The following is a 25,269-nucleotide window of genomic DNA, read 5'->3' as shown; positions in this document are numbered from 1 at the left end:
AGTCTTAACCTAAGTTTTAGAAACTTATTAATTAGTTTTATTAATTTTCAAGTCTAAAGCATACTTACCTATGAAGCTATTTAAACTTTTACTTTCTGTTTTAATTTTATCCAATTTTAGTAGTTGTAAAAATGAAGAGAAATCTTCTGAAGATACNGCACAAACGACAACCACAAACGAACAAACTATACCACAAGAAACACTAGATTTAGTTGATAATACCTCTTATACAACAGAATTAGTGGTAGACGGAATAGATATTCCTTGGGGCATAGATTTTCTTCCNGATGAAAGTATGTTGGTNACTGAAAAAAGTGGAACTCTATACCATATTNTAAATGGTAAAAAGACAGCTATTAAAAATGTTCCTGCGGTTTATAATAGAGGTCAAGGCGGATTGTTAGATATTAAAGTACATCCTGATTTTAAAAACAACAATTTTATTTTTATTACATATGCTTCTGAGGAAGGTGAAGGCAAAGGTGGAAATACTGCATTAATTAGAGCTGAGTTAAAAAATAATGCTTTAGAAAATATTAAAACATTATANAAGGCTACGCCTAATACAACTAGAGGTCAGCACTTTGGAAGTAGAATTGTGATTNATGATCAAGGTTTTATTTTCTTTACAATTGGAGAACGTGGTAATAGAGATGAAAATCCACAAGATATTACAAGAGANGGCGGAAAGTTATATAGACTACATATAGANGGTTCTGTACCTAAAGACAACCCTTTTGTTGGTAAAGAAAANGCAAAAGAAGCCATATGGTCTTACGGACATAGAAATCCTCAAGGTATGGAGATAAACCCAGAAACAAATACCATTTGGTTACATGAACATGGTCCTAAAGGTGGCGATGAAATTAATATNCCTAAAAAAGGGTTAAACTACGGTTGGCCATCTATTACTTACGGTAAAAATTACTCTGGAACAACAATCACAAAAGATACAAGCAAACCAGGAATGGAGCAACCTGTTTTTTATTGGGTTCCTTCAATAGCACCTAGCGGNATGTCTTTTGTAACTTCAGATAAATACCCTAATCTAAAAGGAAACTTACTTTCTGGATCACTTAAATTTCAATATCTAGAACATAATATATTAGATGGTGAAAATGTAACCAANAGAGAACGCTTACTTAANGACATTGGTCGTGTTAGAAGTGTAGAAGAAGGACCNGATGGTTTTATATATATAGGTGTAGAAAGTAAAGGAATATTAAAATTAGTAGCAAAACAACAATAATGAAATATAGTATTTTAATCTGTGTAACAGTATTCTCACTGCTTTCCTGTAAAAATGAAACTCAAAAGACTGAGACTTCATTAATACCAGANTCTGAAAAAACATTTTCTCAAGAATCACCATTGGAGCAAAGTATAAAAAGAGGTGAAGCTGTATATATAGATTTTTGTAAGCGTTGCCATATGCCTAACGGTAAAGGTGTTGGCACTACCTATCCTCCACTAGCAGGCTCTAATTGGTTAGAAGAAAAACGCAAGGAAAGCATACATTCTGTAAAATNTGGACTAAACGGTGNAATACAAGTTAATGGCAAAACGTATAACAATGTTATGACACCNCTTGGCNTATCTGATGATGAAGTTGCAGATGTTATGAATTACGTTATGAATTCTTGGGGCAANACNCAAGANACAATGGTTACAGAAGACGAAGTTTCTGCTATAAAAAAATAGATTTTAATTTATACTGTCTCTAGCTATAGCCTGTAAAGCTTCTTTAATAGCTTTAGTATTAGTAATTGTATCTGTTGCTTTAACTTCCANGNTGTTTTCTGNCTTAAGGTTTAAACCTTCTGCTGTAGACCAAACCTCAGCCATTTGGTTGTAAATAGTTTTTTCCCAAGATGAAGGATGTTTAGCATCTATCCAGATTACATCTCTATATTGAACATCTACCAAAGCTAAATCTGGTGTTGCAGAGCCATCAAACTTCTTGCTGTCTTTCCGTTTTGCTGTAACTGTACCTAGTACAAACATGCGCTTACGTTCTCCTATATGNTTNATNTATGGTCTAAATTCAACTGGTCTATTATTANCCCAATCGTATTCTTTTTTAGATTCAATGACTTTTAAAGGCATTGCAGACACACCTGCTAAACCTTCTTTTTTTGCCGCATGATTATAATAATATAATTTTTGAGTACCATCTGCAGGTACAAACACACTAAAAGCTAAACTTGTACGCTCCTCNCCTATTGGCTCCAACCCAAACCAATGGTATAGACCATTAAATGCGGTATTATCTACATCATCAAATATAAAATCTGTTACGTAAGGTTGAGTATTCTCATCATCCTTAAGATCTGGAATTTTAACAGCTGTTTCCATATTCCAGGGTAATGGATCAGAAAAACCTGCTAAGAATTTTAGTGATTCTGCTTGCAACTTTGAAATTTGCTCTGCTAATGTATTTTGCTTTCTTAAAAAAGGATAGTTGTCCATTTGGTCTGGGCTAACATATAAGCCTTTTCCTATTGTCATTCGCTCTACATAATCATTNAAGTTATGCTCTCCAGAATCTATAATCATAACTCCTCCAAAAGTAGGATAAGGAAAAAAGAAGCCTTTCCATTTTATAAGACTAACAACTTGCACCCAAGCACCTGTGTCATTTTTCATGTAAAAAACTTCACTTGGCTCTAAATTAAAAAGTTGAAAGATATTGAATCGTTGTACTACGGCATTATATGTATTTCGGCTAAAAGCTANAGATTCTCCTATTGAAAAAGTTACAGGAATTCTNTTTTCATTTGAAAACCTTGGAAAAGGAGANGTACTTTCAACAGAAAATANCTCTTCGGTATTATCATTTACACGTTGCCACGTGTATTCTTGTGCCGGTTGCACAGCCATTGTCCACTTGTTTTCANTATCNACCCTAACCAATTGTGGCAGAGACACTTCTTGNGTTTCAGAAATACTCTCGTAGGCCATTGTAAGTATNTTATTATAAGGCTGTATACGCTCATTTGTTGTTAATGGCAATTCATCTATTTCAACTTTATCTAGATTGTTATAGACATTGTAGGTTTGCATATACTCGTATAGCTCCAATTTCCAACCAACATNCCATCCCGCAAAAAAAACTCCTGCAATTAGCGCCAAATATGCAATGCGTTTAAAAAATGTTTCTGAATGCCTAAAAGCTCTAAATGCAAATGCTAAGAATATACCTCCAAGAAGAATGAGGAATATATATTTCCTTATAAATAATAAAATGGGTTGATAATCATCTCTTAGGAAGAACAAAAGCAATAGTAGTAACACGCTTCCAAAAACAATTATTAGCTTTTGTTTTCGGCCNTTCTTCCAATATGATTTCATAGGTAATGGTTTACTATATAAGTAGTTTATAGTGGCTNTTTGTTACACTACTTAATTTTTACCTCCTAAAGGTTATAGTTGAAGTATTTTAGTTGGCTACCTCACTAATAAATTTTATTCGGTAAAGCCTAAGTTCTTCTTCATCATAATCACCATCAAATTCTTCTAAGGCATCTTCAATCTTATCGGTCTCTGCGTCTTCTAAAAAGTAATCGTGTATTTCCTCTTGTTGGTCTTCATCTAACAAATCATTTACAATGTATGAGATGTCTAATTTTGTTCCGCTATAAACAATAGCCTCAAGCTCACCAATAAATTCTTGAGTGGTCATACCTTTAGAACCTGCAATGGTTTCTAATGGTAATTTCCTGTCTATGTTTTGAATGATGTAGAGTTTTAAACTACTGTTAGAACCTGTTGTTTTTACAACAAAATCATCTGGCCTGAAAATATCATTCTCCTCTACATATTCAGAAATTAGTTTTACGAACTGAGCTCCATACTTTTTCGCTTTGCCTTCTCCTACACCATGTATATTACTTAACTCTTCAATAGTTATAGGGTATTTTACTGTCATATCTTCTAAAGACGGATCTTGGAAAATCACAAATGGAGGCAACTCCTTACGTTTAGCTACAGACTTACGAAGATCTTTAAGCATCTTCATTAACTTTTCATCTGGCCCCGTTGATTTAGATTTAGCGGCTACAATAATATCTCCTTCTGCGTTACTATCATAAACGTGATCTTCAGACATCATAAANGACTGCGGATTATTTAAATAGTCCTTACCTCGTTTGGTAAGTTTTACAACACCATAGCTTTCTATATCCTTCTTTAAATAACCAGCAACAAGCACTTGTCTTAATAGCGCCATCCAAAAGCTGGCATCTTTATCTTTTCCTTTTCCAAATAGCTCGTGAGCATCTGTTTTATGAGACTTTATTAATGCGTTAGATTTTCCGATTAAGGTATTTACAATTTCTTTAGACTTGTAAAGCTCATTAGTATCTTTAATAGTCTTTAATAATAATGTAACCTCATCTTTGGCTTCNGTTTTAGTTTTTGGATTCCTGATATTGTCATCCATATTACCACCATCTCCTGTTTCAGTTTCAAAAGACTCACCAAAATAATGAAGTAAAAATTTTCTTCGAGACATAGAGGTTTCNGCNTATGCAACAACTTCCTGCAATAATGCATGACCAATTTCCTGTTCTGCAACAGGTTTACCGCTCATAAATTTCTCCAGTTTCTCTATATCNTTATAAGCGTAAAATGCNAAGCAATGCCCTTCNCCACCATCACGACCGGCACGACCAGTTTCTTGATAATAGCTTTCTAAACTCTTAGGAATATCGTGATGTATTACAAACCTTACATCTGGTTTATCTATACCCATACCAAAAGCTATGGTTGCTACAACAACATCTACATCTTCCATAAGAAACATATCTTGATGCTTTGCTCGTGTCTTAGCGTCTAAACCAGCGTGATATGGCACTGCAGATATACCGTTTACTTGTAGTGTCTGTGCAAGTTCTTCAACACTTTTTCTGCTTAAACAATAAATAATACCGCTTTTTCCAGTACGCTTTTTTATAAATCTAATAATATCTGAAAAGACTTCTTTTGTCTTTGGACGTACCTCATAATATAAATTTGGTCTATTAAAAGAAGCTTTAAATGTATTGGCGTTAGACATATTAAGGTTCTTTAATATATCTTCCTGTACTTTAGGTGTTGCGGTTGCCGTAAGTCCTATTATTGGGATATCATCTCCAATACGCTTAATAATTTTTTTAAGGTTTCTGTATTCTGGCCTAAAATCGTGTCCCCATTCACTTATACAATGTGCTTCATCTATAGCTAAGAAAGAAATGGTTTGTTCTTTAAGAAAATCGACATACTCATCTTTTGTTAAAGATTCTGGCGCAACATATAATAGCTTGGTCACACCATTTGTGATATCTAATTTTACTTGATTAATTTCAGTTTTATTTAAAGAACTATTAAGGACATGAGCAATGCCTTCTTGCGAAGAAATGCTTCTTAAGGCATCTACCTGGTTTTTCATTAATGCAATTAACGGCGAAACTACAATTGCAGTACCGTCTTTTATTAACGCTGGCAATTGATAGCATAAAGATTTTCCGCCACCAGTTGGCATAATTACAAATGTATCTTCGTTTGAAACTATGCTCTTAATGACCTGTTCTTGAAGGCCTTTAAATTGGCTAAAGCCAAAGTACTTTTTAAGCTGCTCGTGTAAATTGATTTCGGTTAATCCCATTAAGCTTAATTACATTTTTACATTACCTTTGTATTTTAAATATACAGATTTCTAAAGGACTTACAAGTCCAAAAATTCATAAAATTGACACTTCAGAATAAAATTCTTTCCGTAGCAAAAGACACCATTTTAAATGAAGCTAAAGCCGTTGCTCACCTTGAGAGCCTGCTAGATGATTCATTTTCTAATGCTGTTGAATGTATTTATAACTCAAAAGGGCGTGTAATTATTACAGGTATTGGCAAAAGTGCNATTATAGCTACTAAAATTGTTGCTACCTTAAACTCTACCGGAACTCCAGCAATCTTTATGCATGCTGCAGATGCCATACACGGTGATTTAGGAACTATTCTTGAAGATGATGTGGTCATCTGTATTTCAAAAAGTGGTAATACACCAGAAATTAAAGTCTTAGTACCATTAATTAANAACTTTAATAATAAACTTATTGCTATTACAGGTAATAAGGATTCATTTTTAGGACAGCAAGCAGATTATGTTTTAAACGCATTTGTCGAAAAAGAAGCTTGCCCTAATAACCTTGCACCAACAACAAGTACAACNGCACAATTGGTTATAGGTGATGCTTTAGCNGTTTGNCTTTTAGACCTACGCGGATTTTCAAGTAAAGACTTTGCCAAATATCATCCTGGTGGTGCATTGGGCAAAAAACTTTATTTACGCGTAAGTGATATTACCAAAGCAAACCAAAAACCAGAAGTATCTTTAACTACAGACATAAAGAAAGTAATAGTAGAGATTTCTGAAAAAATGTTAGGTGTTACTGCTGTAACTAAAGACAACAAAATTGTAGGTATTATTACAGACGGAGATTTAAGACGTATGCTCGCAAAAACAGATAATTTTGAAGCGCTCACTGCTCAGGATATCATGAGTGCATCTCCAAAAACTATAGATAATGATGCTATGGCTGTTGATGCTATGGATGTTTTGGAAACCAATGGCATCTCACAACTACTTGCCGAAGAAAACGGTACATATAGCGGCGTTGTACATTTACACAATCTTATTAGAGAAGGTATTATATAATGGCAAAAAAATCTGTTAAAGAAGTCGTGAAAGAAATGTCTTTCTTAGATCATCTTGAAGATTTAAGATGGCATCTTATTAGNTGCGTTATTGCTATTTTAATNTGTGCTACTGCAGCNTTNCTCTCTTATAAATTTTTATTTGATGTTGTTTTACTTGGCCCTAANAAAGCAGATTTTGTAACCTATGATATTTTATGCCAATTAGCNCAACTTGTTCANTTAGATGATAGCTTTTGTTTTGAAGANTTACCATTTAGAATACAAAGTAGAAAGGTAGCAGGACAATTCTCTGCTCACATTTGGATGTCTATTACCGCAGGATTTATAGTAGCCTTTCCTTANATAATTTATCAATTCTGGAAATTTATNTCNCCAGGATTACACCATACAGAACGCAGACACGCACGAGGCTTTATAACGGCCTCATCTATGCTATTCTTTTTAGGAGTGCTATTTGGTTATTACGTGATNACNCCATTATCTATAAACTTTCTTGGTAGTTACCAAGTAAGTAAAGAGGTNTTTAATGATTTTGATNTAAGTAGTTATACCGGTTTAGTAAGAGCTTCAGTTTTAGCTAGCGGATTAATATTTCAGTTACCAATTGTCATTTATTTCTTGACAAAAATAGGTTTGGTAACTCCAGAATTCTTAAAAACCTATAGAAAGTATGCGTTAGTTATCATCTTGGTAATCTCAGCAGTTATTACGCCTCCAGATATAGCCAGTCAGGTTATTGTAGCAATTCCTGTACTTATTTTATACGAAGTAAGTATCGTAATTGCAAAATGGGTTGTGCGTAAACAACGAAAAAAAGAACAACAATTAAAAAAGACCTCATGATAAATATGGTTGATGAGTTCAACTCTTACCGTAGTAAGATGAACGACAAAATCCTTAATGAAGANAACAAAGTCATTAAGAGAATTTTTAACCTAGACACCAATGCTTTTGCAGAAGGTGCTTTAGATGTAAAAACAAAAGAGTTATTAGGATTAGTAGCATCTTTAGTTTTACGTTGTGACGATTGTGTAAAGTACCATTTAGAAAGTAGNTTTAACCAAGGCGTTACCAAAGCACAAATAATGGAAACATTAAGTATTGGTACATTAGTTGGTGGTACAATAGTAATTCCTCACTTAAGAAGAGCTTATGAGTANTGGGAAATTTTAGAAACCTCTGAAGCATAATCTAATTGCTATCTTTACGTTTAGTTAGTGATTTAATATAGACAACAATGAAATTAAGAGCAGACAATTTAATGAAAGCCTACAAAGGCCGTAAAGTTGTAAAAGGTATTTCTGTTGAAGTAAACCAAGGAGAAATAGTTGGTTTATTAGGACCNAATGGTGCCGGAAAAACAACCTCGTTCTATATGATAGTTGGCCTNATTAAACCTAACGGCGGAAGCATACATCTAGACCAACAAGATATTACTAAATACCCAATGTATAAACGTGCACAGCACGGCATTGGGTATCTAGCTCAAGAAGCTTCTGTATTTAGAAAGCTAAGTATAGAAGATAATATTATGAGTGTCTTACAACTTACAAAGCTTAATAAGCAGCAACGTGAGGAGAAAATGGAAAGCCTTATNGATGAGTTTAGTCTTAATCATATTAGGACAAATAGAGGNGATTTATTAAGTGGTGGTGAGCGTAGGCGAACAGAAATTGCTCGTGCATTAGCTACAGATCCCAGTTTTATACTTTTAGATGAACCCTTTGCAGGAGTAGATCCTGTAGCTGTTGAAGACATACANCGTATTGTAGCGCAGCTTAAAAACAAAAACATAGGTATTCTTATCACAGATCATAATGTTCAAGAGACGTTAGCCATTACAGATAGAACTTATCTTATGTTTGAAGGAAGCATCTTGAAACATGGCGAACCAGAAGAGTTGGCAGAAGATGAAATGGTACGTAAAGTATACTTAGGGCAAAACTTTGAGTTACGTAAGAAAAAGTTGTTTACTTAATAAACACAACTACTATCAAAATTCTCTTTTTTTTAAGACATCTAAGTGAGTAAGATTTAAATAAATAATATTACTCATAGCAAAATGTATAATTACTTTTTACGGTTCTTCTTAGACAAAAAGTAAAGTACAGCTCCAGAAAACAATCCAGCGACTATTGAAGTAATTAAAATTGCAGGCCATTTCTCTGCAAAGACTTCTCGTTGTAAAAAGTAATTAAATCCAAAATAAACTACTATAAATATAACAACGTATAGGACTAAAGATTTTTTAGGCATGAGATGGTTTTTTAAAGAATGAAATTAAAATATAGCTTAACATAATAATTGGAATAGCTATAAACTTTAAAAACACAATTAGCAATATACACAATAGCAAGAATCCAAATCTTGTTTTATTTCCATCTAATTTGAAGTTCTTAAATTTAAGAGCAAATAATTCTAAATTAGCATTTAATAAAAAGCAGCTTAAAACTGTAAAAGCAAATAAGAACCACATATTAGTAAATAGCTCAACAAATATTTCTACAGGTTGGTATTCTAATATTAGCGGCAAACTTAAAACTAACAATGCATTGGCAGGTGTTGGTAATCCTATAAAACTATCTGTCTGCCTATCATCTACNTTAAAATTAGCTAACCTNTAACAAGACGCTAACGTAATCGCTAAGCCGATAAATGATAACATCGGGTATTCGAAAATATGATTTTCAACATCCCAACTNCCATAAAAACCATCTTTAGATACCAGAGCGTTATTTAATAGTTGCACCATTACAATGCCTGGAACTAATCCACTTGTAACCATATCTGCCAAAGAATCTAACTGTAAACCTAATTCACTTTTTGCATTAAGAAGTCTTGCTGCAAGACCGTCAAAGAAATCAAAGAAAATACCTATAGCTACAAACAAAGCTGCAAGCACCAAATGGTTTTGTACTGCAAGGATTGTTGCAATGCTTCCGCACAATAAATTTAATAGCGTAATTAGGTTAGGAATTTGCTTAGTCATTTAGGATAATTATAGTTACAATGTAAAAATAGCAAAGTATTTTCGTCTTATAACAACCAAAGGCAATATTGCCTCGTAATTAGAGTTATAGAATTGTATTTTTTTCAGCATATTTGCCTAAAATCATCATATTGCGCCATAGTTTTACTTTCTTTTTAATTTTAGTATCTGTTACACTTAGTGCACAGACCACACGTAAATACTCCAATGAATTTTTAAATATTGGTGTTGATGCTGCTGCTTTTGGTATGGGTAATGCTGTTACGGCACTTAGTAATGATGTAAATTCTGGTTATTGGAATCCAGCTGGCTTAGTTAATATTGAAGATTGGGAAGTTTCTGGAATGCATGCCAGCTACTTTGCAAACATTGCTAATTATGATTACCTGGCGGTTGCAAAACCTTTAGATAATGAAAGTGCAATTGGATTTAGTGTCATACGCTTTGGTGTTGACGATATTTTAAACACAACACAATTAATAGACGACCAAGGAAACATAAATTATGATAGGATAAGCTTATTCTCAACTGCAGATTACGCTTTTACGTTTTCTTATGCAAGACAGTTAAAGATACCTGGTTTTAGTTATGGTGTAAATGCTAAAGTAATTCGCCGTATTATTGGCGACTTTGCAAATTCTTGGGGTTTTGGTTTAGATGCAGGTATTCAGCTTGAAAGAAACAACTGGAAATTTGGTTTTATGGCGCGTGATATTACAACAACATTTAATGCTTGGAGTATAGATGAAGAAGAGTATGCTACTGTACAAAATGCTGTAGAAGGCCAAAACCAAGAACTTCCTGAAAATACAGAGATCACGCTTCCAAAATTACAATTAGGTATTGCAAAAAGCATGACGATTAGATACGATTTTGATGTAAAAGCAGAATTAGATTTAAATATGCGCTTTGCAGAAACTAATGATATTATTTCAACCTCAGCATTTAGTATCTCTCCAGCATTTGGTTTTGAAGTTGGCTATATAAACCTTGTTTACTTAAGAGGTGGCGTTAATAATTTTCAAAATATTGAAACTTTAGAAGGCGCACCAAATGATCCAGATTTTGAAGGTGAGTTTCAAGGTGACGAACGTATTGGATTTCAGCCAAGTTTTGGTGTTGGATTTAAATACAGAGGTATTCAGGTAGATTATGCTTTTACAGACATTGGTGATCAAAGTGCTGCTCTTTACTCTAACGTTTTTTCTTTAAAGGTAAGTTTAGATTCCTTTAGGTAATGGGATTACCTTTTGCTATTTTTGAGAGGATTTCAAATTAAATAGATGAGACACCTCATACTTTCTCTACTCTCTGGAGTTTTGTTAGCTTTAGCTTGGCCAACATACGGTATACCACAATTACTATTTTTTGCTTTTGTACCATTACTCATTGTAATTCATGAACGCAGTGCATCTCAAAAAAAATCTGGCTGGTTAATTTTAGGTTTGTCATACCTATCATTCTTTATTTGGAATATTGTAAGCACGTATTGGCTCTACTACTCTACGCCTTTCGGTATGTGGTTTGCTGTATTAGTAAACACACTTTTAATGGCTTTGGTGTTTTTATTTTATTACAAAATAACCAAACGATTAGATTTTAAGAAAAGCGCACTATTTCTCGTACTGCTTTGGATATCATTTGAATACCTTCACCTACAATGGGAATTTTCTTGGCCTTGGTTAAACTTAGGAAATGCATTTGCAGAATATACATCGTGGATTCAATGGTATGAGTACACAGGTGCTTTTGGAGGAACGTTATGGGTTTGGATAGGGAATTTTATTGTCTTTAAAGCAACGTTGCTTTACCTTAAATATAAAGAGACTAAACTTATCTTAAATGGTGCGATAAAGTTAATGGCTTGTATAGGTTTACCATTACTTGTATCTGTAATCATTTTAAAAACTTACAAAACATCTACTAAAACTGCAGAGGTTGTTATTTTACAGCCTAATATAGATCCTTACAACGAGAAATATAACATTACAGATAGCAACATACAAACACTCCTTACTACTTTAGCAGAAGAGCGAGTTACAGATAGTACGGCTTTAGTTTTAGCACCCGAGACAGTATTTGCAGATAATACACCACTTTCTAAAATAAACTATTCACCAGCTTATCAATTTGGGAAAACAATGGTGAGTAAGCACTATAAACTAAGCATACTTTCTGGCATTTCTATGTATGATTATTTTACTGAAAGTTCTAGAGTAACACCACAATCTAACAGTCATCCTAAAGGTGGTTGGTTTGATGATTATAACTCTGCTTATATGATGAATACAAGTAAAGATATTCAGCTTTATCATAAATCTAAACTTGTAGTTGGCGTAGAGAATTTTCCGTATCAAGGACTATTAAAACCGCTACTTGGTGATGTTATGTTAGATTTAGGCGGTACAGTAGCAATGAAAACGACACAAGAAGATAGAGAAGCTTTTACTTTAAATTACAATATAAAAACAGCTCCTATAATTTGCTATGAGTCTATTTATGGTGAATTTGTAACGGGTTACGTAAGAAACGGAGCTCAGTTTTTAAGTATTATAACCAATGATGCATGGTGGAGCAATACTCAAGGTCATAAGCAGCATTTTAATTACGCAAGATTAAGAGCTATAGAAACTAGACGAAGTATTGCTAGAAGTGCTAATACTGGAATTTCTGGTTTTATTTCTGAAACTGGAGAGGTTTTAGAAACTTTAGGATATGAGAAGCGAGGAAGCTTTAAAGGCACTGTTACCCTAAATGATACTATGACATTTTATGTAAAATATGGTGATTATATAGCACGAACATCTGCCTTTGTCTTAATTTTCCTTTTCTTATACGCTATAACAAGAAGGCGTGGTGAAGTCTAAATTAACAACCTATTGTCCTCTATAAAATATTATAGTGCTTAACGTTTTAAGTACAATGCTTATATCTAAATAAACACTTCTGTGTTTTATATAATAAAGATCATACTGCAGTTTTTCTAGACTGTCTGCATAAGAGGATCCGTAAGATGTATTTACTTGGGCCCAACCTGTTAAACCTGGTTTTACAACGTGTCTAGTTTCATAAAAAGGGATTATGGATGATAGTTCTTTCACAAACATTGGTCGTTCTGGTCTAGGACCAATAATACTCATGTGTCCTAATATAATATTATAAAACTGAGGAATTTCATCTATTCTTGACCGTCTTAAAAACTTTCCAAATGGAGTTGTTCTAGTATCATTTTTTTTTGCCCATTGTGCCCCAGAAACTTCAGCATCTACAACCATAGTTCTTAATTTCATTATCTTAAATGGCTTTCCATTTTTCCCTATACGTTCTTGTGTGTAAAATAAAGGACCTCGATTGGCTACTAAATTTCCTATGAGGATAAAAGGCAATAATATAGTAGATAGTAAAATACCTAAAACTGAAACTAGAACATCAAAAAGGCGATGATAAAACAAGTAGAATTTATTTTGATTACTTCTACTAAAAGGGAAAAATTTATAAAAATCTTTATCTATATGCTGTACTGGTATTCTATGAGTTACTTCTTCATATACCTGTGTATATTCTCTAATAGGGAAACCATCTTCTAGAAGAGTTATTAACTTATTATATAGCGGCAACATTACACCTTCTGTATAAGAACTTGCTACTACAATTTCATTTATATGATATTGCTTTATGGCATCATCTATAACGTTAACATCTATCTGAACTAAATTTTTAAATTCTGATTGTTCGTCATTATTAACATCTGTATTTACATATCCAATTACTTGATAGTTAGGATCACTTTTTTGTAATGCCTCAGCAATTAGTTCTATATCAAAAGAATCGCCTACCACTAAAATACGCTTGAAAAACCTAGGTGCAGAAATTAACTTTATGTAAGCCAATCTCCATATAAAGAGTGTAAATGTTATAATACCGAAAAACACTAAAATTTGTAATCGGTTACTAGGCAGTTTAGGTGTATAAAAAGGAGTAAAAAGATAAAGTAATACTGTTAGTGAAACAGCTGCAAATATATTCTTGACGGTTTTTTGAAGATTACTTGCTTTTTGAAGGTTGTAGAGTTCAAATATAGTAGAAAATACAAGTAAATAAACACACAGTACAATAGACCACACCCAATGTTCTTCACTTATATTAAAATACTCTAAATCAAACAATTCACTAACCAAATAAAGACTAGAAAGTACCAAAAGAACATCAAATATTCTTAATAAAACTTTACGTTCAGATATTTCGAAATGAATAGTTGTAGGTTTAGGCATTTCATTTAGTTGGGATTCAAATATAACATTTTAAGTAAAGAGTTTTTGCCAATTATGCTTAACGATTTGCCAATCATAGTTAGAAACTTTTTCTCTTGCGTGTATTGATAATTCCTGAGCTTTTGTTGGGTTTTCAACTAAGGAAATAATTGCATCTATAAAATGTGTGAGGTTATTAGCAGGAACTAATATTCCATCTTCACCATGATTTATCAAATAAGGTAATCCTCCAACATTTGTCGAGATTACGGGTAAACCAAGAGCCATAGCTTCAATTACACTTACTGGTGTATTATCAAAATTTGTAGTGTTTATAAAGATGTTATAATTATTTGAAAGTTCTCTCCATTCTTGCTTTGTTAATTGCCCTGTAAATTTTACATTTAAATTTAACTGCTCTGCATAGGCTTTGCAATTTTGCAAACTACCATCTTTCTCTGGCCCAACCATACACAGTGTAGCTTCTGGATATTTACTTTTAATAGCACTAAAAATTTTAATAGCAAGTTTGGGATTGTAAATTTTCACAAAAGATCTTACCCAAAGTAATTTTGGAATATCAATTGGTTTAGGAGTGAACTCATAATCTTTTAAAGAAATACTATTAGGGATGTATAAGACATTATTAAAATTATGAACGTTAAAAGCGTCTTTTAAATATTTTGATGGCGCTATATTTACGTGAGCATTTTTAAATAATAAATTAGAAAGTTTATTAGATTTTACAAGCCTTTGTGGTAGGTTGCCACCTCTTAAAATAGGAATGTATTTTATCTTTAAAAGCTTAGCTAATAGACCACATAGAAAAGCAAAATAAAAATTTTGAGTACTGTAGGTATCTATTAAAATAAAATCAACACTATTTCTATATCTAAGTATTGAAAAAAGCATTTTTAAAAGTCTTAGATATTTATTTTTTATTGAAGAAACTGCAGTTACCTTAAAGCCTAATTCTTCAAATTTTTTAGAATAAACATCTACACCACTAGGTGTGTAACCGTGCTGCTGAAGTTTGTTTCCTACGTAAAGGAGATGTTTCATAGGTTACATTTAATAAACAGAGGCCATAAATAAATGCTGGTGCTGCAATCCTCATTGAAGAGTGACTAATAGTTAATGCCCAAAATAACAAAAATGCATAAAAGTAATTATTACGCCTATTCTTAAACCTGTAAAGTAACGGAGTTAATACTAAAATAAGAAGTATTACAATACCTAATATACCATGTTCAGATAATAATCTACTAAATTCATTATGTGTAGCTGCAAGAATTTTAGTTTTCTCATAGCGATACTCTCTAATTTTACCAATACCAATTCCAGTAATTGGTTTATCATAAAACGCTTCAAGTTCCGAAGTAATTAGCTCTGCTCTTCCAGTGGTAATATCAGTTTTTAAACGACCAGCAGCATCTTTGTTTGTGTATCTATTCGTTATTAACCCAGAAGTTTTAATAGCCGTAAAAGCAAAGGTACTTGCTAGTATAATAGCTATTATAGATAGCCTCGGTATTAAAAACGCTTTAGTTTTTATATTTCCTCTTAAAAAATAAATACCTACAAAAGCTATAGCACAAATTAACCCTGTAATTATACCTCCACGCGAAAACGTAACTAAACCTCTATATGTAACTAATGCTAGCAATATGAGATCTAAAATATTAATGAACTTATTCTTTATATAAAATAAGCGGGTAAGAAGTACAAATATTCCTATTCCTAAAGTTGTAGCAACCTGGTTAGGACCGAAACCTCCAGAAGCTTCATGATTAGATTGTGTACTTCCTAAAATATCTCCAATATCTGGAGTATTAAAAAATAAGTAAACGGTCATAGTTATTACCGGTAGCAACAGCGCAAGAATAATATGCTGTAACCTACGCGTACTAATTGAACGCCTATAACAGTAAATTGCACTTAAACCAAGACAAACAGGTCCTGTTAAATTAAATAAAACTGTATTCCTAACGTTTGTTTCTGGATTTAAATACATTGCTGCAAATAAAATTCCAGGTGTTAATAGGATAAGATATAACCAATATGGGCCAGATCGAGAAGATGCACCTCTATAAAAAAGACCTATTAGTAATAACCCAATAACAACATATTTACCAAACTCATAAGCAATACCACCATTGGTCATTCTCAAGAATACTTCACAAGATGTAAAATATGCTGCAGCTACTAAAACCTCGTTGTTTTTGTTTTTATTTTTTACAACCAGAAATAATAATATAAAAAGCGACGCAAGAGAGTAAACCTTAGAAAGAACAGGTAAAATTGTAATAAGTAACGCTATTACTATATGTAATATAATTAACTGTAAATACGCTATTTTATTTAATGGTTTGATATGGCTTTAGTATATAATTTTATTAATCTAGGCATTATGTATGAGCCTGAATAGTTTTTAATAATATGTTTCTGAAGAGACTTTCCCAATTGTATTCTAGACTCTTTATCTGAAGCAAGCAAAGTTAATTGTTCTGAAAAATTTTGTATGCAATCTACTTCAGCTACTTTACCATAATTCAATATCACCTTAGGTATTTGACCTACGCGTGTTGATAAAACTGCCAATCCTGCTAATCCATACTCTAAAATTACCATTGGTAAGCCTTCATCCTTAGAAGAAAGTACACCAATATCATAATGCTTAAGTTGAGAATTTATATTAGTTTGCATTCCTAATATAAACACAGAATTTTTTAAATTATTTAGCTCTATATATTTTTGTATTTCAGCAAAATACTCGTCTTCATATACAGCTCCAATTAAATGNAAAGACCATCCTGTTTTGGCTAAATTAGTTTTAGCAAAAGATTTTAATAAAAATATATGATTTTTTGGAGGCCTTAAGTTTGCTACACATACTATTCGTTTATCATCTTCACCTTTTAAATTTAATTCTTGACGAGTGTTCTCTTGCAATTGAACAAAATTCGGCAAATACGTAACACGTTTACAATTTAAATTAATTTTAGACCAAGTGCTCAACGTTTCATTAACGCATAATATTTGTGAAAATTTAAAAGAGCAAAGTTTTAAAATTAGATGTTGTTTTTTATTATGATTAACTCTTTGCCCATTATGATCGTGCCAAATAATTTTTAGATGNGTGTAAAAAGCCTTTAGCTGCATAGCAAAGAAAAAGGACATTCCATGTGCATGCAAAATTTGCACTTTATTTTCTTTACAATAACGCAAAGCCGTTTTCAATGATGGTATGTCAAATTTATACTTACGATTTAAAGATAGTAACGAAACTCCTTCAGAAATTGAATCTTTCAACACACCTTCTTCACGAGTGCAGCATAGTCCTGAAAAGCCAGTCTTATCAACTAAACCATTAGCTATTTGTACTGCCATGCGCTCTGCACCACCTGCATTTAACGTATCTATAATTTGAAGAACTCTTAAAGATTTAGACATATACTTACTCTAACCAAGCTTTAAATTCTTTNACACGTTCTCGGCTNACTATAATTTCTTGCTCATTGTATGTTTTTAGNTTCACCTTTAACCTTGAGTTAGAATAACTAACAATATCTTGTATTGCCTTAAAACTCACGATAAACTTTCTACTAACTTGAAAGAATTTTTTTGGATCTAAATCGGTTGATAATTCATCAATTGTTGTGTCTACTAAATAACTTCTTCCTTCAGTATTAAAAAGATAGGTTCCTTTGTTTTCAGAATAAAAACACTCAATTGCAGAACTGTTAAATACTTTAATATGTTGACCAACTTTAGANGTAAATCTTGTTTTNTAAGAAGCAGTTTCAGCAACATTTAATAATTGTCGTATCTCAGACATGTTTATTGATGCAGATGATGCTGTAGAAAATGTTGTCTTAAATTTCTTAACTGCCACTTTTAATTCATCTTCATCAATAGGTTTAAGTAAATAATCNACAGAATTTAATTTAAATGCTTTTAACGCATACTCATCATAAGCCGTAGTAAAGATTATTGCACTCTTAAGGTTTACCACATCAAAAATTTCGAAAGATAANCCATCACTTAGTTGAATATCTAAAAACACAAGATCTGGATGTGCATTCATACTCAACCACTCGATTGATTCNTCTACACTATGAAGCATTGTTAATGCAGAGATTCCAATTTCGGCAAGCATACGTTGTAAACGCCTTGCAGATGGTTTTTCATCTTCAATAATTATAACATTCATAAGGAAACTTTTAGAGGTTACTAAACTACAGAAAATTGCAATTACACGAGTAATAACTTAGAAATAACATATTTTAAAGTAGTTTTGCCNTTAAACATTTTATCCTTTGAAGATTGCAGTTGTCATATTAAATTGGAACGGTAGAGCGCTCTTAGAAAAGTTCTTACCATCTGTTGTTAATTTCTCTAAAGAAGCAACTGTGTATGTGGCAGATAATGCCTCGACAGATGATTCTATCTTATTGATAACTTCACTATTCCCTTCAGTAAAAATAATACAGAATGNTGTTAATGGCGGTTATGCTAAAGGGTATAATGATGCTTTAAAACATCTTAACGAAGATATCCTTATTCTNTTAAATAGTGATGTAGAAGTGACAGAACATTGGCTCACTCCTATTTTAACNTGTTTTAAAAGCAACCCTAACGTAGCANCGGTACAACCAAAAATATTAGATTATAAAAATAAATCTTACTTTGAATATGCTGGTGCAGCTGGTGGTTATATTGATGCTTTAGGTTATCCCTATTGTAGAGGTCGTATTTTTAATAGCTTAGAAAAAGACCATGGACAATACAATGACACTAAAGANATATTTTGGGCAAGCGGCGCTTGCCTTGCAATTAAAAATGATGTATTTCATGAGGTAGGCGCTTTAGATGAAGACTTTTTTGCTCACCAAGANGAAATTGATTTATGCTGGCGCATTAAAAATGCAGGATATAACATAGTTTATACTGGGCAAAGCACTGTATATCATGTTGGTGGTGCTACATTAAACAGTATGAATCCTAAGAAAACATTCTTTAACTTTAGGAATACCTTATTTGCCCTAATTAAAAACGTTGCTGGCCCTAAAGTTTATGGCTTCATCTTAATTCGTTTAATTTTAGATGGGATTGCAGGATTTAAATTTCTACTTGAAAAAAAACCAAAACATTTTATTGCTATTCTTAAAGCNCACGGTAGCTTTTATGCNCAACTACCAAAATTTTTAAAGAAACGAAAGGCATTAAAAAGTAGTATTAAATATCATCAAATTAACTCGGTAGTTTACAAACACTTTATTCTGAAAAAACAATCCTTTAAGGAACTATAATCTTTACTTAAAGTATTGTTAATACTAAGAAAGTCGGCATTCTTTTTGATAATTTTGATGTACAAATAACGAATTAAAACAATTATGAAAAAAATAATGATTATTGCTGCATCTGCAGCGGTTTTATTGTCTTCTTGTGTTTCTCAGAAGAAATATGCTGATTTAGAAGCTCAGCAACAGGAAACGCAAGACAGGTTAAATACGGCTACCGTAAAATTAAACTCTTGTTTAGAAGAAAAAGCTGGAGCAACTGCTAAGGCAAATGCTTTAGAAGATCAGGTAGCAGACTTAAGAAGAACTAATGCAGATCTTATTGAAACNAAAGGTAACTTAACNACCTTGACAACTAANGGTGCTACAAACCTTGAAAAATCTTTAGAATCTTTAAAAGAAAAAGATTTACAGATTAAAACGTTACGTGATGCTGTTACAAGAAAAGATTCTGTAACTCTTGCATTAGTAACAAGCTTAAAAGGTGCTTTAGGTAATATGGCAGATGAAGACATTGAAATTAATGTTGAAAAAGGTGTTGTATATGTATCTATCTCAGATAAATTATTATTTAAGAGTGGTAGCTACAACGTAACTAGCCGTGCTAAAGAAGTTTTAGGTAAAGTTGCTACAGTTGTAAATGCTAAACCAGATATTGAATTTATGGTAGAAGGTCATACAGACAATGTGCCAATTAAGAATGCTGTTTTAGAAGACAACTGGGATTTAAGTGCTAAACGTGCAACAAGTGTTGTAAGAATTTTACAAGACGAGTATGGTGTGCCACCTCAGCGTATGACAGCTGCAGGNCGTAGCTACTACATTCCTGTTGCTAGTAATGANACTGCAGAAGGTAGAGCTAAAAACAGAAGAACTCGTATTGTAGTACTTCCTAANTTAGACCAATTTTACAGTATGGTAAAAGAAGGTATGGATGAAGCTTCTAAGAAGTAATTCTAAATCCTAATATTATTAAAACCGACTCATTAATTTGAGTCGGTTTTTTTTATGCTATAATATTTGTGTTTAAGATTTAATGCTAATTTNAGTGTAACTAATGTTGTTAAACTTAAAATACTNAGAGACAGTAATTAGGTATTTAAAGTTGAATNAANNNTCTATAAAACATTACTTGTATATTTAAAACCAATAATAATTAAGGCATAAAAAAAGCCGATAGAGCATATACTCACTCTATCGGCTTTTTTAAAATTATAGGTNAAACTTAAAAGCTTACATCTATAACAAATTCNCCGCTTGTAATTACTATTACATCTTCTGGGTCACCATCATTAACGACATCAAAATTAAATGATCCTGTAACTACATCATTTTCTACATTTGTAATAACAATGCTTCCACTATTTTCAACTCCTGTATAATCCACATCACTTTCTGTATACGTGGCACTATAAATTTCTGGAGTAGCAGCTAAATCATATGTTCCTTCTATAATGTTATCTGGAAAAATAATTCGGATCTGTCTTCCCATATCATCATCAAAAGTCACCTGTATTGTTTCTTGTACAAATACTACTGGAAATAAACTTGCATTAAATCCTGCACCATCTATTGTTGCTGTACAGCTGTTTACTGGTTCTTCTACAGAAAATTCAATATTTTGAAAAATTCCNTTTTCTACAGTAATTGTAGACTCTGTAAAAAATTCCTGCATTACACCAGAAAAACTACCTCCAGCTATATTTGTATTAGTATTATAAGTACTTAATGTAAGTGATCCAGAAATAGCAAAGAAAACGTCAGACTCTTCATTTGAAATATCTGTATCNTAAAGNAATATAGCTTGATCTGGGTCAGANAGATCATATGTAGTGCCTTGTACTGGGTTAAATATTTGGAATCCTGCTTGTCTTGTTCCTACTGTTGCATCAACTAACAATCCGTCTTCATTGCTAACGGCAGAAATTGAAACACCTTCAAAAGCATCTCCATCTACAATATCAAAATCGAANATNCCAGANGTACTTCCACCACCACCAACAAAGGCAGAGCAGTCTTCAATACTATCTAATAATTGTTGTAAAACACCNGTTTCATCTCCACAAGATGTAATTTGTTGTTCAATAGCTAAGCTATAAGTGTTACAAAGTTGATCTACATTTTCTGTTGTAGCATCAGAAAGNGCAAGTCCNGCAGAAACAGTTGCNTGTGCTGCTTGCTCACAGGTAAGATTTGCGCCGCCACTAGCTGCAAATTCTCCTTCTAAAGGTTCATTNTCGCAAGCTGAAAAGCTAACTACAATTAGGGCAATAAAAATACATTTTAAGTTAAGTAGGTGTTTCATCATATGTTTTTTAGTCATAACAAACATAATTAAAAAATATTAAGATGATTATCCCAAAGCTTTAGGAATTCTTAAGAGCAAAATAATACCAATTAGAAAATATACAGTTAATGTGATAATGGAATACCTAATATCTCCAGTAAGCTCAGCAATAAAACCATAAGAGAACATTCCTATCACGATTCCTATTTTCTCTGAAACATCATAAAAACTAAAGTATGATGCTGTNTCTATAGCGTGTTCTGGAAGCAACTTTGAGTACGTAGATCTAGATAAACTTTGTACGCCACCCATTACAAGACCAACACAAGCTGCTGCAACATAAAATTGATTTGGAGTAGTTACTGTATATGCATATATACAAATTGCCATCCATATAATATTTATTACAATTAATGTTGGGATATTACCAAATTTACCTGAGGCTCTAGACGTTAATGTAGCACCAACTACAGCTACTAANTGTATAAGTAGAATACTAATTATTAATCCTGTTGTAGAGTTTTGTTCTCCCCAATCTAATTCTTCAATTCCAAAATAAGTGGCTACTAACATTATTGTCTGCACAGCCATACTATAAACAAAAAAAGCGCCTAAAAATCGTTTTAATCTTATGTTATCTCCAAGTTTAATCCAAATGTGTTTTAGTTCTTTAAAACCATTAAATAACACACCTCTAGTTAATTTCTTTTCAGCCTTATTCCCTTTGGGTAAGTATTTATAGGTGTATTGGCTAAATCCTATCCACCAAACTCCAGTAAGAANAAAAGATAANCGGGTAGGTAAGCCTTCATCTTCAAATCCAAATGTGTCGTAAAACATTATCATTGCTAAACAAATAACTAATAATATAACACTACCTATATAACCTAATGAAAAGCCTTTAGCACTAATTTTATCTTGTTGTTCTGGAAAAGCGATGTCTGGCAGGTATGAATTGTAAAATACTAAACTTGCCCAAAATCCTATTAAAGCCAAAAAGTAACATAAAAAACCAAACCACAGATAATCTATATTAAACCAAAACAAACCTATACAGGATATAGCGCCTAAATAGCAAAAGAATTTTAAAAAAGATTTCTTATTCCCTACATAATCGGCAATACCACTTAGAAACGGACTTAAGAAGGATACCACTAAAAAAGCTAANGCNGTAATATAACTTATTAGACTATCGTTATTAAAATTGATGCCTAAAAAGGTAACGGTATCATCTAAGATTTTACCTGTTTGTTCATCTTTTACTAATGTAATGGCGCCGTAGAAAATAGGAAAGACTGCAGAAGCAATTACTAAACTATATACCGAGTTGGCCCAATCGTAAAACGCCCAAGCATTGAGCAATTTTTTACTTCCTTTTGGTAGGTTTTGCATGTTATAAAAATAAAAAAGCCGCTCAAATAGAACGGCTTTTATAGATTATATTTTTAAGAATTAACGTTTAAAGCTAGTAACTCCAAATCGTCTAGCTTCTGCCCTAGCGTTATCTGCATTGGCTTGCAAATTGTTAATTCTGGTATCACTGCTTGGGTGAGTACTCATAAACTCTGGTGGTGCTTGTCCTCCAGAATTTGCTTTCATACGTTGCCATAGCTCTGCAGCTTCTAATGGTTCGTAACCTGCAATGGCCATAATTTGTTGTCCTATAATATCTGCCTCTGTTTCGTGGCTTCTGCTAAATGGTAACATGACACCAAATTGAGTCCCTAAACCATAAGCTGTACCAAAGATTTGTTGTGTTTCTTGGCTACTTCCGCTTACAGCAATAGTTCCTGCAACAGCTCCTATTTGTTGTAATTGTCCTGCACTCATACGTTGCTGTCCNTGATTTGCTAATGCGTGAGCAACTTCATGACCCATAACTGCAGCNAAACCTGCTTCATCTTGAGTAATTGGTAATATACCAGTATACACAACAATTTTTCCACCTGGCATACACCAAGCGTTAATTTGATCATCTTGCACTAAATTATATTCCCAACGGTAATCTGAAGTGTAACCTGAATATCCATTTGCATTAAGCCAAGTTTCAGAAGCATTTTTAATTTTCTCTCCTACTCTCTTAACCATTAATGCCTCACTTGTATTTGTCACAACATTGTTTTCAGACAAGAAAGCATCATATTGCTGAAATGCCATTGGTAAAATTTGTGAATTAGGCACAAGCGCTAATGTTTTTTTGCCAGTAAAAGGATTAGTNGTACACGCAAGAAATAATCCTACAGCTCCTAATAATATTAAAGTTGTTTTAGTTTTCATAGTTGATTTTTTATAGGCTTAAAATTACAAAAACGATACCAATAACACTTTGTAAGAAAATCATAAAAAGTCATAAAAGACCTTAAAACCGNCGAAATACAGAGCGTATCGACAAATAGTAGGCTAAAATTTGAGAGTCACTGCCTATTTTATTAAATTAAAGACACTTATAAAATCAAAATATTATGAACCCTTTAAAAACACCTACATCTTACAAACAACATATAGAAGATAGATTTGGTAGANAAGGAACACCTAAGCGAGATGAGNTTGACAAGAAATCTTTAAAATTTAAACTCGGAGTCCTTTTTAATACTACTAGAAAAAAAGAAAAAATAAGCAAAGAAGATATTGCAGAAAGAACTAATACCAAACTAGAACTTATTTCAAAGATTGAACTAGGCTTAGTAGATATTACACTTTCAAAATACAGNNAATTAGTTGAAGTTGGTTTACAGAAAAAGNTAAATATAACTATTGAATAAGATAAATTTAAGACTTGGTCACAANGCAAATAAGTAAATTTGTTAGGATAAAGTATATCCATGACCACAACAAANAAAGACGCNGTTCCTGTTCAAGCATTACTCATGCCAAAACAGTTTATAGCTATAGGAAAANNAATACANTTTTTTTCTCCNAAATTAGCAAGCAGNTTTGCAGCTAAATTATTTCTCACGCCATTTAAATATCCAATGCCTGAGCGAGAAAAACACATGTATAATAATTCTAGGATTGAGCGACTTACTGTACCTTCAATTAATCGTGAAATTGTAGTTTTTCATTATGGAACCTCTCCTAAAAAAGTATTATTGTGCCACGGCTGGTCTGGAAGTGGTACTCAATTAGCTAAAATTGCAGAGTCTTTAGAAAAAAAAGGATATTCAACTATTAGTTTTGATGCTCCAGCTCACGGTCGTGCACCTGGAAAAATAAGTATGATGCCATTTTTTATTGAGTCTGTAAAATACCTTCATGAAAAGTATCCTTTTCAACTTGCNATAGGACACTCACTTGGAGGNATGTCTCTACTTAAAGCNGTAAGTGACGGCTTGCCTTTAGATAGACTCAGCATTATTGGCACAGCTAACAGCATTACACATATAACCAAAGATTTTGTGAGAAATATGAGGTTAAAACCTGAAGTTGCTACTCATTTAAAGTCTTATATGGATGGTAAATTTGGTGAAGACTTAGATAATTATTCTGGAGCTGTTTCAGCTAAAAATGTAAACATTCCTACTTTGGTAGTTCATGATAAAGACGATGTAGATGTACACTATTCTTCTGCACAAGAAATTAATTCGGTTTTAGATAAAGGCAGTTTGCATCTTACTGAAAAATTAGGACACAGACGTATTTTAGGTCATCCTGAAACCATTGAAGAAATTACATCGTTTATAACGGAATAGTTATTGAATGATAATACTTAAAACGTAAGTATCATAGTCATTTCACGACTTATCA

Annotated in this window: 21 protein-coding genes; 11 read left to right on the top strand and 10 right to left on the bottom strand. The window is 32.6% G+C overall.

Annotated features, from left to right (window positions below):
* Positions 1-70: 70 nt before the first annotated feature.
* Together CL818_RS02855 and CL818_RS02850 are read left to right on the top strand one after the other, a co-directional pair.
* Entirely contained in the window at positions 71-1,249 is a 1,179-nt protein-coding gene (locus CL818_RS02855; RefSeq protein WP_286971448.1) for a PQQ-dependent sugar dehydrogenase, read from the top strand.
* Complete coding sequence (locus tag CL818_RS02850) at positions 1,249-1,701, top strand: c-type cytochrome (protein ID WP_286971447.1); 453 nt, start codon at positions 1,249-1,251, stop codon at positions 1,699-1,701. Before CL818_RS02855 ends, CL818_RS02850 begins: the two co-directional genes overlap by 1 nt.
* A 1,738-nt stretch (positions 1,702-3,439) precedes the next feature.
* Here CL818_RS02850 and recQ read toward each other — a convergent pair.
* Positions 3,440-5,644, bottom strand: coding sequence for a DNA helicase RecQ (gene recQ, locus CL818_RS02840; protein ID WP_286971445.1), 2,205 nt, complete (start codon positions 5,642-5,644; stop codon positions 3,440-3,442).
* An 84-nt stretch (positions 5,645-5,728) separates the two neighbouring features.
* Between recQ and CL818_RS02835 the strand changes: the two genes are divergently transcribed.
* The 4 genes from CL818_RS02835 to lptB all read left to right on the top strand — a co-directional run bounded on the left by CL818_RS02835 (position 5,729) and on the right by lptB (position 8,674).
* Complete coding sequence (locus CL818_RS02835) at positions 5,729-6,694, top strand: KpsF/GutQ family sugar-phosphate isomerase (protein ID WP_286971444.1); 966 nt, start codon at positions 5,729-5,731, stop codon at positions 6,692-6,694.
* Positions 6,694-7,539, top strand: a complete 846-nt coding sequence (gene tatC / locus CL818_RS02830; protein ID WP_286971443.1) for a twin-arginine translocase subunit TatC — start codon at positions 6,694-6,696, stop codon at positions 7,537-7,539. The genes CL818_RS02835 and tatC overlap by 1 nt, the downstream gene beginning before the upstream one ends.
* Positions 7,536-7,886, top strand: a complete 351-nt coding sequence (locus tag CL818_RS02825; RefSeq protein WP_286971442.1) for a carboxymuconolactone decarboxylase family protein — start codon at positions 7,536-7,538, stop codon at positions 7,884-7,886. The genes tatC and CL818_RS02825 overlap by 4 nt, the downstream gene beginning before the upstream one ends.
* 47 nt (positions 7,887-7,933) lie before the next feature.
* Positions 7,934-8,674: an LPS export ABC transporter ATP-binding protein gene (gene lptB / locus CL818_RS02820; RefSeq protein ID WP_286971441.1), complete on the top strand. Its 741-nt coding sequence runs from the start codon at positions 7,934-7,936 to the stop codon at positions 8,672-8,674.
* A gap of 92 nt (positions 8,675-8,766) precedes the next feature.
* Here lptB and CL818_RS02815 read toward each other — a convergent pair whose 3' ends face one another.
* Together CL818_RS02815 and CL818_RS02810 are read right to left on the bottom strand one after the other, a co-directional pair.
* The gene (locus CL818_RS02815) at positions 8,767-8,952 is read right to left on the bottom strand and encodes a hypothetical protein (RefSeq protein ID WP_013188213.1); all 186 of its coding nucleotides are present in this window, start codon (positions 8,950-8,952) and stop codon (positions 8,767-8,769) included.
* Complete coding sequence (locus tag CL818_RS02810; RefSeq protein WP_286971440.1) at positions 8,945-9,685, bottom strand: CDP-alcohol phosphatidyltransferase family protein; 741 nt, start codon at positions 9,683-9,685, stop codon at positions 8,945-8,947. Before CL818_RS02810 ends, CL818_RS02815 begins: the two co-directional genes overlap by 8 nt.
* 131 nt (positions 9,686-9,816) lie before the next feature.
* On the opposite strand from CL818_RS02810, the gene CL818_RS02805 reads away from it, so the two are divergent.
* Together CL818_RS02805 and lnt are read left to right on the top strand one after the other, a co-directional pair.
* Entirely contained in the window at positions 9,817-10,923 is a 1,107-nt protein-coding gene (locus CL818_RS02805; RefSeq protein ID WP_219360068.1) for a putative type IX sorting system protein PorV2, read from the top strand.
* 45 nt (positions 10,924-10,968) lie between these two features.
* A complete protein-coding gene (lnt, locus tag CL818_RS02800) occupies positions 10,969-12,552 on the top strand; it encodes an apolipoprotein N-acyltransferase (RefSeq protein ID WP_272973959.1) in 1,584 nt (527 codons plus the stop codon).
* A gap of 9 nt (positions 12,553-12,561) precedes the next feature.
* Here the strand turns inward: lnt and CL818_RS02795 are convergent, their stop codons facing one another.
* The 5 genes from CL818_RS02795 to CL818_RS02775 form a co-directional block, all read right to left on the bottom strand.
* Positions 12,562-13,956, bottom strand: a complete 1,395-nt coding sequence (locus CL818_RS02795; protein WP_272973960.1) for a sugar transferase — start codon at positions 13,954-13,956, stop codon at positions 12,562-12,564.
* Positions 13,957-13,986: 30 nt separating this feature from the next.
* Positions 13,987-14,997 (bottom strand): glycosyltransferase family 4 protein, encoded by a 1,011-nt coding sequence (locus tag CL818_RS02790; protein WP_272973961.1) that lies wholly within the window; start codon positions 14,995-14,997, stop codon positions 13,987-13,989.
* On the bottom strand, positions 14,942-16,099 hold the full coding sequence (locus CL818_RS02785) for an O-antigen ligase family protein (RefSeq protein WP_148232866.1): 1,158 nt from the start codon (positions 16,097-16,099) through the stop codon (positions 14,942-14,944). Before CL818_RS02785 ends, CL818_RS02790 begins: the two co-directional genes overlap by 56 nt.
* Before the next feature lie 197 nt (positions 16,100-16,296).
* Positions 16,297-17,388 (bottom strand): glycosyltransferase, encoded by a 1,092-nt coding sequence (locus tag CL818_RS02780; RefSeq protein WP_286971439.1) that lies wholly within the window; start codon positions 17,386-17,388, stop codon positions 16,297-16,299.
* Positions 17,389-17,392: 4 nt separating this feature from the next.
* Positions 17,393-18,148: a LytR/AlgR family response regulator transcription factor gene (locus CL818_RS02775; RefSeq protein WP_286971438.1), complete on the bottom strand. Its 756-nt coding sequence runs from the start codon at positions 18,146-18,148 to the stop codon at positions 17,393-17,395.
* A gap of 106 nt (positions 18,149-18,254) precedes the next feature.
* Here CL818_RS02775 and CL818_RS02770 point away from each other — a divergent pair, with 106 nt between their 5' ends.
* Positions 18,255-19,247: a glycosyltransferase family 2 protein gene (locus tag CL818_RS02770; protein ID WP_286971437.1), complete on the top strand. Its 993-nt coding sequence runs from the start codon at positions 18,255-18,257 to the stop codon at positions 19,245-19,247.
* Positions 19,248-19,331: 84 nt separating this feature from the next.
* Positions 19,332-20,192, top strand: a complete 861-nt coding sequence (locus CL818_RS02765; protein ID WP_286971436.1) for an OmpA/MotB family protein — start codon at positions 19,332-19,334, stop codon at positions 20,190-20,192.
* A 1,399-nt stretch (positions 20,193-21,591) separates the two neighbouring features.
* On the opposite strand, the gene CL818_RS02755 is transcribed toward CL818_RS02765, so the two are convergent.
* Complete coding sequence (locus tag CL818_RS02755) at positions 21,592-22,917, bottom strand: MFS transporter (protein ID WP_286971433.1); 1,326 nt, start codon at positions 22,915-22,917, stop codon at positions 21,592-21,594.
* A gap of 60 nt (positions 22,918-22,977) precedes the next feature.
* A complete protein-coding gene (locus CL818_RS02750; RefSeq protein WP_286971431.1) occupies positions 22,978-23,802 on the bottom strand; it encodes a M48 family metallopeptidase in 825 nt (274 codons plus the stop codon).
* Positions 23,803-24,347: 545 nt separating this feature from the next.
* On the opposite strand from CL818_RS02750, the gene CL818_RS02745 reads away from it, so the two are divergent.
* Positions 24,348-25,214, top strand: a complete 867-nt coding sequence (locus tag CL818_RS02745; RefSeq protein WP_286971429.1) for an alpha/beta hydrolase — start codon at positions 24,348-24,350, stop codon at positions 25,212-25,214.
* The last annotated feature ends 55 nt before the right edge of the window (positions 25,215-25,269 follow it).

This window comes from Croceibacter sp., from assembly GCF_002716225.1.
GTDB classification, from domain to species: Bacteria; Bacteroidota; Bacteroidia; order Flavobacteriales; family Flavobacteriaceae; genus Croceibacter; species Croceibacter atlanticus.
The sequence above is the reverse complement of the archived record's forward strand: the minus strand, read 5'-3'. Positions and strand labels throughout refer to the sequence as shown.